The following is a 12,763-nucleotide window of genomic DNA, read 5'->3' on the forward strand; positions in this document are numbered from 1 at the left end:
CCAGTAGCTCCAGACTGGATAATAACAATGCATCACAACAAACATCACTCTTACAGACAACCAGGCAAATTGTGCGTGCGCTTGCATGCAGGTTTTTCATTGGTGGAGATGGTGGTGTTTATGGTGATTGTCACCACCGCCATCGCCGGTGTTATCGGTGCGCTTTCGTTTATGGGACGTCATTCTGCCGACCCGCTGGCGCGCAAGCAAGCAATCGCGATTGCTGAGTCGCTGATGCAAGAAGTCCAGCAAATGCCTTTTACTTATTGTGATCCCGATGACCCGAATGCGTCTACGGCGACAAGTTATGGCGATTGTACCAATCCACAAAATGCGACCTTAAATGGCCCTACACCCTCTACGGAGAGCCGTTACAGTGCCACCGATCCATTTGATAATGTGGCCGATTATGGTGGATTTTCCATGCCTGGTGGTGGATGTGCCGGCATTTGCCGCATTGGCAATGCGACTGCCTTACCGGGCTTAAACCCTTACGCGGCATCCGTTGCAATTACTCAGGCGGGCGGGAGTGGTGCTTTTGCAGCGTTGCCAGCAGATGCGGTGTTACAGATTGTGATTACGGTGACAGGTCCCGCAGACACTACCATCCGGCTGACTGGATACAGGGTTCGTTATGCGCCGAGAATTTAACCAACCCAAATCTGCTATTTCAGGCTTCACCTTGGTGGAGTTGGTCATCGTCATTGTGGTGATGGCAATTCTCGGCGGTATTTCCGTCACCTTTATCAAAAATTCCATTTTGGCTTATGTGAATTCCGAGGCTTATTATGAGCTCGCCGATCGCGCCGATATCTCATTGCGCCGCATGTCACGAGATATCCGCAACGCCTTGCCCAATAGTGTCTGGGTGGCTGCTGATAATTCCTATGTAGAGTTTGTGCCGATCAAAGCTGGCGGCCGCTACCAGCAGGATACGCTGGATTTTGTAAGTGCGAATGACACTTTTAACGTACTCGGCGACCCTGTGCCTTCTGTAGACTCTGGCGACCAGTTGGTGATTTATAACCTTGGTATTCAAGGAGCAGATGTGTATGCGGGGGATACGATTCGATCCTTAACCAGCACTGGCACTAATCTCAGCACGCTCTCATTTAGCGGTTCAGCCTTTCCACTACCCTCCCCGGGTAGCCGTTTTTATGTGGTGAACGGGGCCGTATTTTATGTCTGTGATTTAGCCAACCGCCGTCTGTTGATGTATTCAAACTACGCAATTCCATCTGCCCATCCGTCAAACTTTGCCGGACTCACCCCTAGTATCGTTGCGCAAGATGTCACGGGTTGCAGTTTTACTTATACAGAAGGCGTCATGCAGCATAGCGGCGTGGTAACAGCACAGCTCGAGCTCAGTAAGAATGGTGGCGTTGTGCGCCTGGTTAACCTGATTAATGTGGTGAATTCGCCATGAAAAATACGCTTCATCGCATAAAAGGATTTATGTTGCCCGTGGCAATCTTCTTAATGGTGATATTGGCGTCGCTTGTAGGGTATTCTATGCGGCTGTCATTGTTGGCCAATCAAGGCACGATACAGGATGTGCAAGGTGCACAAGCTTACCTGGCTGCCAAGGCTGGCGTGGAGTGGGCGGCTTATCAGGTGATTGCCCCGGGGTCGACCACGATGAAATCCTGCCCCACGCCGCCTGATCCGTTTACGATTAATGGCTTTAACATTGCATTGACATGTAATCAAACAAACCCGATGCCGCAAGACCGGGCAGGGACACAGAATATTGGGATGTATACCATTACCGCTACCGCCTCAAAAGGGGCAGCTGGCGCGCTTGATTATATTGAGCGCAAAGTCACAGTGAGCTTGAGTCGTTGCCTGATGGGTACAGAAGAGTGTAGTTAGAGGAAAATGACCGTGTTTAGATGGAAGCATGCAACTGTGATATGGCTTTTGTGTCTGGTCAGCTTGTTTTCTGCTGAAGCGACAAAAGCGGCAACCGTTACTTTAAACGCCAACGGCGGTTCTGACTCTTCAAATGGGTTGAAAATATTCATCAATGATAACTCACAAATTCAAGTGCAAAGGCTTAATAGTAGCGGCCAGCTTTATCAACCTGACCGAACACCAGCCAATAACAGGTTAGATAACGGGATTTATATTCGTGGCAATAATACTATTTATGGCCCTGATCACTTTGCCTACAACGCACCAGGAAACTATACAACGCAAGCAATGACAGCGGTGACGCCGGCCAACGCATCCGCTGGAAATGCGCAGACAACTCGTTCGCAGTTCACTGTTCCTGCGAACAATATCGGCGGCGGGCCTCAAATCACTATTGATTGGAGTTACACCTATCCTTATGACTTTGTCACAGCCAAAGTGAGCATTTATATCCCCCCTTTATATCCAGTCAGCTCAACAAACCCGGTAAGGTATTATCATGCAGTTGATACCTATTTGGGCGGCTCTGACTGTGGCTGTGGTGTCCGTTACGTGGATACAAACGGTAAACAAGTCGCTGGGACTTATCCTTATGCCGGTAGTTGCTCATCTGGGAGCGGAAATACGAATGTGCAGTGCCCTTCTAGTACAAGTTTGCCTGCAAACCTGGATGTCGTTGAAAGTTTTAGAGAGCGTGATGGAACGTTTAGTCGTTATTGCGTAGGCAACTGGCAAACTTTCTGGTCAAGTAGTAATTCCAGTGCATGTGCGATTGGTAAATCAGACCAATTATCGAATACCGTCAATACAACCTTGACTGATACCGGCGCTGCGATCGAGTACGATTTTACTTTACCTGGAACATACACATTCAGCTATGACTTTGTGGTTGGGTCAACCTTAGTGCCTGATTATGATCATTTGGAAATCCGCCACCCTGGCAGTTCCTCTTTATGTCCGGTCGATATTCAGGTCATGGCTTGTTTGGTTTCTACCATGCCTTGTCCGGATGATCAGCTCATCAATTCAGGAAGCCTTACTGGTACGCTGACCATCTCTCCCAGTTCTCCAACCGTCACAGTGACGCCGGACGCCCAGTTTGAGGTCGGGAATGCCCGTACCATTGACACCCTTACCTTACAAGGTAGCGCTGCAGCTACTTATACCTTGGGAGCAAGCGGTCTCAGCAAAGGTCCGATGAATGGTATCAAGTGCTGGAACACGGCAAATAACTCGCAAAGTTGTAGCTTTACAATGACAAATACCCCATGCGTGAGTACCTATGAGTGTATGGAAAGCGGGGTGACTTATAATAATTTGAATAGCAATTCATCGGCACGTAATCCGATTTACACAAAAATCCTAGCACAGTCTTTTGATCTGGATGTGGTTGCGCTGCTCTCAAGTGGCGCCCAGTCGAGTGGCTATAATTCTTCAGGCTTAAAAGTTGATTTGGTGACAGATAGCAATGGCTCATGCAGTACAAATATTGTCGTCACTAAAGATGTTAGTTTTGCAGCCTCAGATGGTGGACGTAAAAAGGTGACTTTCAGTGCAACAGATGTCCCCAAAGCTTATCCTAATTTGCGCTGTCAGGTACGCGACCCAGGTCAGAACAAATCGGGGTGTTCGTCTGATAATTTTGCCATTCGGCCACAATCCTTGGCTGTGACCAATACCAATACAGCAAGCTCAAGCTCACCAAGCAGTACAGTGAGCCCTGTGTTCAGGGCGGGGGCTGATAATTTCAGTCTGACGGTTTCTAGTGGCGAACAGGGCTATAACGGCACCCCAAAAATATCCAATGCCTTGCTGGCTGCTCACCCAGGCGCACCCGTCGTGGGGCAGGTGGCCGGGTCATTTGCTGCAGCCAGTTCTGGGTCCAGCACCGGAACCAACTTTACTTACTCCGAGGTTGGGCATTTTAAAATTTCACCGCAAGGGCTTTACGATGATACGTTCACTGCGGTTGATCAATCCAAAGGCGATTGTGATAACAGTGGCAGTCCATTTGATAATGGCGGCGCAGGGACGCCGCCCAAATACGGCTGCCGTTTCGGCAATACCACAGACACAAATTATTTTGGCCGTTTTATCCCTAACAGTTTCCGGGTGGATCCCTCTAGTACGGTGACGCTGGCGTGTGGCAACTTTGTGTATTATGGACAAGACACCACTGCAAGCAGTGCAGCACCTGGATTTATTACACCCTTCAGCATTACGGCCTTGAATGCTGCTGGCACCACCACACAAAACTACACAGGTAATTATGCACGGCTGGATTTGACAAATTATAGTTTGTACCGATTTAGCGCTTCGCCGTCCAATGGTGCAACCCTAAGTGCGAGTGCTGCAAACCCAGCGATTAGCAAAACAACAGACAACACAGCGCCGATTTGGGGAAATGGGACTACCAGTGTTCGTGTCAGACATAAATTATCCCGACCGTCTTCTGCCATCAATCAGCAAAGTGTGGTGATCTCGGCACAGCCGCAAGACAGTGACAATGTGACTTCTACACAAACTGCATTGACGAGTGGTGGGATCGCTTTCCGCTATGGACGTCTGGCAGTGATCCCTGCACATGGTTCTGAGCTGTTGGCCTTGCCGGTGCCGATTGAGGCGCAATATTACAAAGATGGCTTTTATGTGCGTAGCCAGGGCGATGCATGTACCACCATTGATAGCAAAAGCATCGTTATGAAAAACTATAAGGGTAACCTGGCGGCATGCGAGACCTTTATGAATGGTACTTATACTGCGAATAACGGCTTGGTGAAAGCCATTCTGTCAGCGCCCAAAGTGGGGTCTGATGGGCGGCCCAATGTCGGGAGTGTTGATCTTGAAATAAATCTGGACAACGCTGTTCCTGGGGAGGTCACTTGTCAAAGCAATGCCGGTACGGTCAGTGCTATTGGTGGCGGCAAGTCAGATTGGTTTGGTACCTCGGACCCGGTGGGGCGCGCCTCCTTTGGCATCTACAAAGCGCCCATCATCTACATGCGTGAAAGCTTCCAATAAAGACAAAACCACCTAAATCAGGTGATTTTGTCGTCTTATTCCTGCATTTGATCTCCCGTTTCAGGCACTAAAGTTGCTCGCATATATGAGGCGTGGCCGGATAGCGTGATTGTCTGATGCCACGATGGCGCATGGCCACTTAAGTCATTTTGCGCATAAGAAGATGATTTGATGTGCGACTTTTTTGTGTATACTAATTTGCGATTGTGCTTGAAGTAAGTATTATTATTCTTTGATTTTAAATGATAAAGTGACTCTGAAAGACTGGCGACTCTCTATGCAATGGTTTAAAAGACAAAAAAACAAGCAGCAGGTAGGGGTGAGTTTTACCGACATGCATGTGAGTACTGTTGCCTTGACGCCGCCTGCAGAAGGGACCAAGCCGGTGGTTTCGTTTGCGGCGGTTGAGCAAATACCGCTGGATGCTACTTCCACATTACGTCACTTTGTGACCAAAAATGACCTCAAGTCTTTACCCTGCAATCTGGTACTCAATGTCGACCAGTACAACATCGTGCAAATTGACAAGCCCAATTTGCCAGAGGATGAAGTAAAACCGGCGTTACGCTGGAAACTCAAGGGATTGCTTGATTATGCGGTAGAGCAAGCGGTGGTTGATGGGATTGATCTGCCTTCGGATCCCTCTGTGGCAAATCGCCAAGCGCTGATGCTGGCGATTTGCGCCAAAAAAGCTACGGTAACCGGGGCGGGTAACCATTTGGTCGATGCCGGATTTAACCTGCGTTCGATTGATGTGCACGCGCTGGCACAACGCAATATTGCCCATTTGCTTGAACACGAAGATCGCGCGCTGGTGATGGTCAGCATCCTGCCACGCGGTTGCCTGATCACGTTTACGGCAAAAGGTGAGCTTTACCATACGCGTCTGATTGAGCTGGATCGCGACTTTTTGAACGATAGGGACGAAATCTTCAGAATCAATTTTGATAAATTGGTGCTTGAGCTGCAACGCTCGCTGGACAGCTTTGACCGTCAGTTTCCTTTCCTGAGCTTGAACCGTATGGTGGTGGCGCCGGTCGTGCATCGCGATTATCTGGTGAGCGGCCTGAGTTCCAGCCTCTATGTGCCGGTCAACGTTTTTAACCTGGAAGATGTTGTTGAGCTGCCTGCCAACCAGGATTTTTCCAGCCTTGAAAAACAGGCCATGTTGATGCCTGCCCTGGGTGCTGCTTTGCGTCAGGAGGCGGCTGTATGAGTCAGCAGATTAACCTGTATGAAGGCGGTGGTGTTAAAGCCAGAGAGTGGTTTAGCCTGCCGATGGTGGCGGCCGTCTATGTGCTGGCCGCAGTGGTGATGTATTACTTTTATACTGGACTGGCTGCTGAAAACGAGCAATTGCAAGTGCAGCGTAACCAAGCACTTGCGCAGTATGAAACCATGCAGAAAAAAGTGGAAGCCTTTTCGAAAAAGGCGATGCCTATCGATAACACCAAGCTTGAGGCTGAGTTAAAAGCATTAAAAGCGCAACTGGAGATGCAGACCCAAATTCTGGCTATTTTTCAGCAGTCCATTTCAGAACAATCGGCACACCTGATCGACTACATGCGTGCATTTACCGGGCAACAGCAACCTGGCGTCTGGTTAACCGGTTTTAAAGTTGAGCCTGCCGTCCAACACTTGACGCTTGCCGGGCAAGCGTTGCAGTCAGAAGATATTCCAGCCTATCTGGATTTGCTCTCTCACCAGTCTGTATTTGCCGGGACTGAGTTCTCAGGTATTCAGTTCAAACAACTGGAGTTGCAACAGCCTCAGTCGCGTTCAGGCGGAAATGCTGGAGCCTCTGCAGTGAGTCCATCGCTTGCGCCAGCGCCAGAGGTTGCCACAACCTCGCCTGCAGGCAAAGACGGGGGTGCTCCGCCAGTGACGCCGGCCTCAGCAGCGCCTGTTAATCCACAAGGCGGAAATAGCCCTTCGAATCAGGCGAACACAGCATTGCCTGTACTCAAAGTGTATACCTTTGAAGTCAAAGGGCGTGATACGCAAGCCACAAACAAATTGGTGAATGGCATGAGTTGGGACGAATTTGTGCGCCAGACGGTGCCACCTCAGCCCGGCAACCAGAGCGGGAGGCAGTAAGTCATGCGATCTGAAAAACTACAGGCAATCAGCGACAAATGGCAAGCGTTCTCCATGCGCGAGCGCTGGATGTTGTTTGGCACCGGCTTGTTTGCCGTGGTGGGCCTGATGGATACCTTTTTGCTGGAGCCACAGCGGGTGCAACTGGCTAATACCCAGCAAGAAATCCTCAAGATACAAAACGATACGACCACCCTGACCGAGCAACTGACCAAGATTGCTGCCCAGGCGGCGCCACAGCCAGCTACGCAGGCGTTTCAGCAGGAGATTGCAGAAACCAGCCAAAAAATGGCTAGCCAGGCAGATGAGTTACTTAAAGTTTCTGCCTTTATGGTCCCACCGCAAGCCATGGTGGAGATGCTGAAAAAACTGTTGCAAAAGCATACCGATGTGCAAGTGATTGAAATGCAATCCTTGCCGGTGGTGGATTTTATTGAAACGCGAAGAAAGTTATTGCAGGCGCAAGCCGCGCCAGGAACTGAAGCGTCATCAACCTCGGAAGAGGCTTGGAAAAACATGCCACATGTTTACCAGCACGCCGTAAAAGTCCATTTAAAAGGGCAGTATTTTGCGTTGATGGCGTATAGCAAGTCCCTGAAAGCGATAGGCCGTCAGCTGGCATGGGACAATGCCGAGCTTAAAGGCGGTTACCCAGAAAGCGAATTGATTTTTCAAGTGTATACCCTGAGTGGGGAAAACGCCTGGTTGGGGATATAGCATGCGCATATTCATGATTTGGATGGTATTGGTCAGCGTGGCACATAGCCAGGCCGCCGAGCAAATGATAGATCCTACGAAGCCGCCAGCTGCCGTATTGCCTTATCTGCCAGAGGCGCAAACGGAGACTGCGCAGGCTTGGCAAGTCACGGCCATTCAGGACAACGGCAAGCATGGGTTTGCTGTGGTCAATGGCGAGCTCGTCAACTTGGGTGAGCGTTATCAAGACTTTAAACTGGTTTCGGTCAAGCACCAGCAAGCGGTGTTTATCAATCAAAACGGTGAGAAAAAACTGTTGGGTTTGGGGTTGACCAGTGTTGTGATGCAGGCACCGCCGCCTGCGCAGGTAAAAAAAGCCAAACAGGCAAAAACGGTTAAAAAATAAAGTGAAAATGCCTGCGATTGGCTGAAGTGGCCGCCAGGTGAATATCAATAGAGAGACTGCTATGAAAACTTTTGTGAATACCTTGGGTGTGATGATGATAGGCGCCGGGTTGGCTGGATGCACCAGTAACCCGTTCACGCCGACCAATCCATCAATTCAGCCAAAAATACAAAACGAATTGGCGACCTCTGCGGCCAAGGCGCAAGCACAAGTGGTGCCGCCGCCTAAAGAAGTGACGGATGAGTTGTTTGAGCCGCTTAAAATTGAGCCACCCAAAGCCCTGGCCAAACGCGTCGAGCCTCGCTTTGACCTCGTGGTTAACAAAGCCCCGGCTAGCCAGGTATTGATGGGTATCGTCTCTGGCAGCCCTTATAGCATTGCCTTGAGCCCGGAGCTGAAAGGCGAGATTACGATTAACCTGCGCGATGTCACGCTGTTTGAAGCGCTCAATGCCTTGCGTGACTTGTATGGTTATGAGTACAAAATGAATGGCAAGCAGATTTTTGTCGAGCCACAAACCCTGCAAACCCGGGTTTTCCAGGTTAATTACATTACAGGCGCTCGCAGAGGGTCTTCTGCCACCCGTGTCACGTCCGGGACGGCCAGCGGTTCGGGTGCGGGCGGTGCCGCAGGCGTGGCCGGGCAGGCCGCCGCCATGAACGGCGCCATGGGCGTTGGCTCTGGCTCAACCGGGACAGGTACGGGCAACCAGGCGGCCTCGGGCGCCTCCAACCTGCAAGTGTATGCTTCAGATGTGAGTATGCGTACCAATAATGACTTTTGGGACGAGATTGCAGGCTCATTGAGTAGCCTGATTGGCGAAGAAAACGGGCGCAAGGTAGTCATTAACGCGCAGTCTGGCCTGATCATGGTCAAAGCCATGCCCAAGGAAATCCGCCAGGTGGAGAAATTTCTGAGTCTGATGCAGGTGACCGTGGATCGTCAGGTGATTCTGGAAGCCAAGATTATCAAGGTGCAACTGAATAGAAACTCGCAACAAGGGATTAACTGGGCGGCGGTCAGAAACATTCGCGGCCGCGATTACACCTTTGGTAACGTCAACGGTAATACCACCCTGGGAGAAACCGGTGCCCTGACCAACGGCACGCTGACCAGCACCGTACCTGGCGCTTTGAGTAACAGTGACCCGGTGTCCATAGGCGGCTCAATGTTTGCGTTAGCGGTACAAGGCAAAAACTTTTCTGCGCTGCTTAACTTTCTCGAAACGCAGGGTAATGTAGAAGTCCTGTCCAGTCCGCGCATTGCCACCATCAACAACCAGAAGGCGGTACTCAAGGTGGGGAATGATGCGTTCTATGTGACCAATGTGCGTACCAATGTCACCACCACCACGGGTGGTGCCGTAGTGACGCCAGATATTCAGCTGCAACCGTATTTTTCTGGTATTTCACTGGATGTGACACCGCAAATTGACAAGGACGACAACATTATTCTGCACGTCCATCCGTTTATCAGTGAAGTCACCCAGGTCAACCGCACTGTGAGTTTGTCCAGTGCCAACGGTGGCACCTACACGATTCCAACGGCCTCCTCCAACATCAATGAAACCGATAGCATCGTGCGTACCCGCGATGGCAGTGTGATTGCGATCGGCGGGCTGATGTCAGAGTCCGTGGATAATACACGTACAAAAGTCCCTGGTTTGGGCGATGTCAAATTTTTGGGTAACCTGTTCCGCCAGAAAGACCAAAGCTCCACCAAAACAGAACTGGTCATTCTGCTCAAATCCACCGTGGTCCGCAGTGGCGATAACTGGGCGCAAGATATGCTCGACAGCCAGGACCGGGTAGAAAAACTCAAGTCAGACAACGCATTTTAGGAGCGGGCATGTACCTGCAGCATTTTGGCTTAAAAGAGTTTCCATTTTCGATCACGCCGGATACGAGCTTTTATTACGCCACGCGCACGTTGCAAGAAGCGCTGAATACGCTATTGATTGCGATTGAGTCGGGTGAAGGCTTTGTCAAAATCACAGGTGAAGTCGGCACCGGTAAAACATTGCTCTGCCGGCGCCTGCTCAAAGCCTTGGAACCCGGTTGCCAGATTGCTTACCTCCCCAACCCCTATCTAGATCCGCACGCCTTACTGATGACGCTGGCCACCGAGTTTGGCGTCGCCTTCAAGCCTGAGTTTACCCACCATGACATGATAGATGCGCTGCATCGCACATTGCTGACCTTTGCTGAAAAAGGCACGCATGTGGTGGTCTGTCTGGATGAAGTGCAAGCCATGCCGCTGGAAACGCTGGAAGCCTTGCGCTTGCTGAGTAACCTCGAAACCGAAAAGCGCAAGTTGTTACAAGTGGTCATTTTTGGCCAGCCTGAACTGGAAGAACGTCTCAACCATTCGTCTATTCGCCAACTGCGGCAGCGCATTGGCTTTGAATATCACCTCAAAGGCCTGCAATGGGAAGAATTAGCGTTTTATTTGAATCATCGCATGCATGTGGCAGGGTATCAGGGCGGCATGGTGTTTAGTCCGGCCAGCATGCGATTGCTATACCGGTATGCCAACGGCATTCCGCGCTTGTTGAATATTCTGGCGCATAAAGCATTATTGTCTGCGTTTGGCCGTGGCCAGCACAGGGTTACAACCGAGGATGTGAAAGCGGCGATTCTTGATACACAAGCCAGTGTAAAAGCACAGCATCGTTGGCTGGAGCATGGGTTTAAATGGTGGTTGACGTTGCATGCCACCCTGGCCGGGTTTGGTCGTTAGCAGGCGACGGAGGAATCAAATGAGCTTGATTAATCAGGTGTTACAAAACGTAGAGGCCCGTCAGGGCAACACCACTGATGGTTGGGCCGGGCAGGTCAAGCCAGTGTTGTCTGCACAGCCAGCCCCAGCTGGCCGTTGGTTGAATCGCCTGATAGGCGGCGGGCTGCTGCTTGCGACAGCCGGATGGGTGTGGATGAATGCGCCCATGTTGATGGCGTATTTTTATCCGCAGCATGTGACTGCGATACCCCAGGCCGCGCCGCAGGCTCAGGGCCAAAAAACACGCGTACAGACTGTTTTATCCCCGGCAGCCGCAGAGGCAGGCACGGTGGCGACTTGGGCGCCGCCGCAGTTGACCAGGTCATTGTTCAGTGCCTGGCAGTCCGAATCTGCTTCTGCAAAGCCCAGTGCGCGCGCTGTCGTTGCTCAGCCAGTGGCTAATGCTGCTGCACCACAAGTTGAGGGTGAGTACAGCATGAAGTCCGCGGATACGGCGGCAATCACGGTTGCCACCATCGCGCCTACACTGGAGACGCACGCGGACCAGAACCAGGGCAAAAGTGATGAAAAGTCAGCCGAAAAAGGTATGGTCAATAAACATGTCAGACCGGAGCAGGAAGTGAATGTCTTGATCCAGCGTGCCGTCGATCATGAGCAAAAAGGTCGTTTGAACGAGGCGTTGGCAATGCTCAGGCAAGCGCTGACGATTTATCCGCAGTCTGAAGATGCACGCCAGCTGTTGGCCGCCTATTTGTTTGAGTCCCGGCAAGAGGCCGAGGCTGTCTCGGTTCTGCAGGCCGGCATCAAGCAGTTTCCGGCACAAGTGGGTTTGCCAAAATCACTCGCCAGATGGCAGTTGGCACATGGTCAGGCAGAGGCAGTGTTACAAACATTAAAACCGGTGGTCAATGTGCTGGCGCAAGATGCCGAATCGCAATGGATGCTGGCCATGGCTTATCAGCAAACCGGGCAGCATGCCGCTGCCTTGCCGCATTTTGAGCGCGCGACGCTGCTGCGGCCAGGGCATGCACAATGGATGGTGGCGTATGCCATTTCATTACAAGCCGTGGGCCAGAATGCGCAAGCCTTGCAGCAATTGCAACAAGCGCAAAGCCTGCCGTTAAGCGAGCGCTTGCTCGAATTTGTCACGCAGCGCATCCGTCAGCTGGGTGGCAGCGTACAAGCCAATGCCGAATAATTGTGCTAGCTAGTCCTGTTTGAGGGTGCGTGCCAGCACGAGCGCCGTCACCTGTGCAGCCCCCGCCTGTTTAAAGACTTTTGCCAGCGCATGCATGCTGGCCCCTGTCGTCATCACATCATCCACGATCATCACATGCTGACCTTGCCATCGCTGCGAGGTCGCAAAGGCACCGCGTAGATTGCGGGTTCTTGTTTTCATGTCCATCCCTGCTTGCGCTGGCGTGTCTATCAATCGTTCACAGCCGTCTATCCTTAACGGAATTTGCCACTGCTTTTGCAAGTGCCTGGCTAATTCAAGCGCATGATTAAACCCACGCTGTTTGACGCGGTTCAGGTGCATGGGCATCGCCACCAGGACGGGTGGCTGCTGGCTCGCGGGTAACACTGGCAGGCGGGATAGCCAGGCCTGAGCCAATAGCGCCCCCCATGGCAATTGCTGGTGGTATTTAAATTGATGCAAGAGTCGATCTAGCGGATAGGCATAGCGAAAAACGGTCAGCGTCTGGTCAAAGGCGGGGGCATGCTGTAAACAGATGCCGCACAGCTCACCTCGCGTATTTGGTAATGCGCATTGTGGGCAACGCGGCGATTCGTACCAGGGAAGGCTGGCCTGGCAGTCTAAACAAAGTCCGTTTGGAGGGGAGGTTGGCTCGTCAGTCGCTGAAGGTTGGCGAGCGCCTGGGGCTAGAT

The 12,763-nt window shown here is 51.4% G+C and carries 12 protein-coding genes; 11 read left to right on the forward strand and 1 reads right to left on the reverse strand.

What is annotated here, in order from left to right; genetic code table 11:
- Positions 1-27: 27 nt before the first annotated feature.
- From ACT53G_RS08465 to ACT53G_RS08515, 11 genes are all read left to right on the forward strand, one after another.
- A complete protein-coding gene (locus tag ACT53G_RS08465; protein ID WP_476169153.1) occupies positions 28-651 on the forward strand; it encodes a type IV pilus modification PilV family protein in 624 nt (207 codons plus the stop codon).
- Positions 635-1,426, forward strand: a complete 792-nt coding sequence (locus ACT53G_RS08470; protein WP_194748676.1) for a prepilin-type N-terminal cleavage/methylation domain-containing protein — start codon at positions 635-637, stop codon at positions 1,424-1,426. Before ACT53G_RS08465 ends, ACT53G_RS08470 begins: the two co-directional genes overlap by 17 nt.
- 86 nt (positions 1,427-1,512) lie before the next feature.
- A complete protein-coding gene (locus ACT53G_RS08475; protein WP_476169154.1) occupies positions 1,513-1,872 on the forward strand; it encodes a hypothetical protein in 360 nt (119 codons plus the stop codon).
- A 6-nt stretch (positions 1,873-1,878) separates the two neighbouring features.
- Entirely contained in the window at positions 1,879-4,935 is a 3,057-nt protein-coding gene (locus ACT53G_RS08480; RefSeq protein WP_476169155.1) for a DUF6701 domain-containing protein, read from the forward strand.
- Between the two features lie 277 nt (positions 4,936-5,212).
- Positions 5,213-6,151, forward strand: coding sequence for a hypothetical protein (locus ACT53G_RS08485; RefSeq protein WP_194748675.1), 939 nt, complete (start codon positions 5,213-5,215; stop codon positions 6,149-6,151).
- A complete protein-coding gene (locus ACT53G_RS08490; RefSeq protein WP_476155694.1) occupies positions 6,148-7,032 on the forward strand; it encodes a PilN domain-containing protein in 885 nt (294 codons plus the stop codon). The genes ACT53G_RS08485 and ACT53G_RS08490 overlap by 4 nt, the downstream gene beginning before the upstream one ends.
- A 3-nt stretch (positions 7,033-7,035) precedes the next feature.
- Positions 7,036-7,749, forward strand: a complete 714-nt coding sequence (gene gspM, locus ACT53G_RS08495) for a type II secretion system protein GspM (RefSeq protein WP_476169156.1) — start codon at positions 7,036-7,038, stop codon at positions 7,747-7,749.
- A gap of 13 nt (positions 7,750-7,762) precedes the next feature.
- Complete coding sequence (locus ACT53G_RS08500; protein WP_476169157.1) at positions 7,763-8,134, forward strand: hypothetical protein; 372 nt, start codon at positions 7,763-7,765, stop codon at positions 8,132-8,134.
- Between the two features lie 61 nt (positions 8,135-8,195).
- Positions 8,196-9,974 (forward strand): pilus (MSHA type) biogenesis protein MshL, encoded by a 1,779-nt coding sequence (gene mshL / locus ACT53G_RS08505; RefSeq protein WP_275356320.1) that lies wholly within the window; start codon positions 8,196-8,198, stop codon positions 9,972-9,974.
- An 8-nt stretch (positions 9,975-9,982) separates the two neighbouring features.
- A complete protein-coding gene (locus ACT53G_RS08510; RefSeq protein ID WP_194748670.1) occupies positions 9,983-10,873 on the forward strand; it encodes an ExeA family protein in 891 nt (296 codons plus the stop codon).
- A gap of 19 nt (positions 10,874-10,892) precedes the next feature.
- Positions 10,893-12,071: a tetratricopeptide repeat protein gene (locus ACT53G_RS08515; RefSeq protein ID WP_476169158.1), complete on the forward strand. Its 1,179-nt coding sequence runs from the start codon at positions 10,893-10,895 to the stop codon at positions 12,069-12,071.
- Positions 12,072-12,080: 9 nt separating this feature from the next.
- Here the strand turns inward: ACT53G_RS08515 and ACT53G_RS08520 are convergent, their stop codons facing one another.
- Positions 12,081-12,533 (reverse strand): ComF family protein, encoded by a 453-nt coding sequence (locus ACT53G_RS08520; protein WP_476169159.1) that lies wholly within the window; start codon positions 12,531-12,533, stop codon positions 12,081-12,083.
- Positions 12,534-12,763 lie beyond the last annotated feature (230 nt).

Source organism: Methylophilus sp. DMC18, assembly GCF_056314005.1.

Bases quoted from the DNA above. Each gene is read 5' to 3' on its own strand.
- ACT53G_RS08475 (WP_476169154.1), top strand. From the start codon at position 1,513: ATGCGGCTGTCATTGTTGGCCAATCAAGGCACGATACAGGATGTGCAA.
- ACT53G_RS08485 (WP_194748675.1), top strand. From the start codon at position 5,213: ATGCAATGGTTTAAAAGACAAAAAAACAAGCAGCAGGTAGGGGTGAGT.
- ACT53G_RS08470 (WP_194748676.1), top strand. From the start codon at position 635: ATGCGCCGAGAATTTAACCAACCCAAATCTGCTATTTCAGGCTTCACC.
- gspM (WP_476169156.1), top strand. From the start codon at position 7,036: ATGCGATCTGAAAAACTACAGGCAATCAGCGACAAATGGCAAGCGTTC.
- ACT53G_RS08465 (WP_476169153.1), top strand. From the start codon at position 28: ATGCATCACAACAAACATCACTCTTACAGACAACCAGGCAAATTGTGC.
- ACT53G_RS08490 (WP_476155694.1), top strand. From the start codon at position 6,148: ATGAGTCAGCAGATTAACCTGTATGAAGGCGGTGGTGTTAAAGCCAGA.
- ACT53G_RS08480 (WP_476169155.1), top strand. From the start codon at position 1,879: ATGACCGTGTTTAGATGGAAGCATGCAACTGTGATATGGCTTTTGTGT.
- ACT53G_RS08515 (WP_476169158.1), top strand. From the start codon at position 10,893: ATGAGCTTGATTAATCAGGTGTTACAAAACGTAGAGGCCCGTCAGGGC.
- mshL (WP_275356320.1), top strand. From the start codon at position 8,196: ATGAAAACTTTTGTGAATACCTTGGGTGTGATGATGATAGGCGCCGGG.
- ACT53G_RS08500 (WP_476169157.1), top strand. From the start codon at position 7,763: ATGATTTGGATGGTATTGGTCAGCGTGGCACATAGCCAGGCCGCCGAG.
- ACT53G_RS08510 (WP_194748670.1), top strand. From the start codon at position 9,983: ATGTACCTGCAGCATTTTGGCTTAAAAGAGTTTCCATTTTCGATCACG.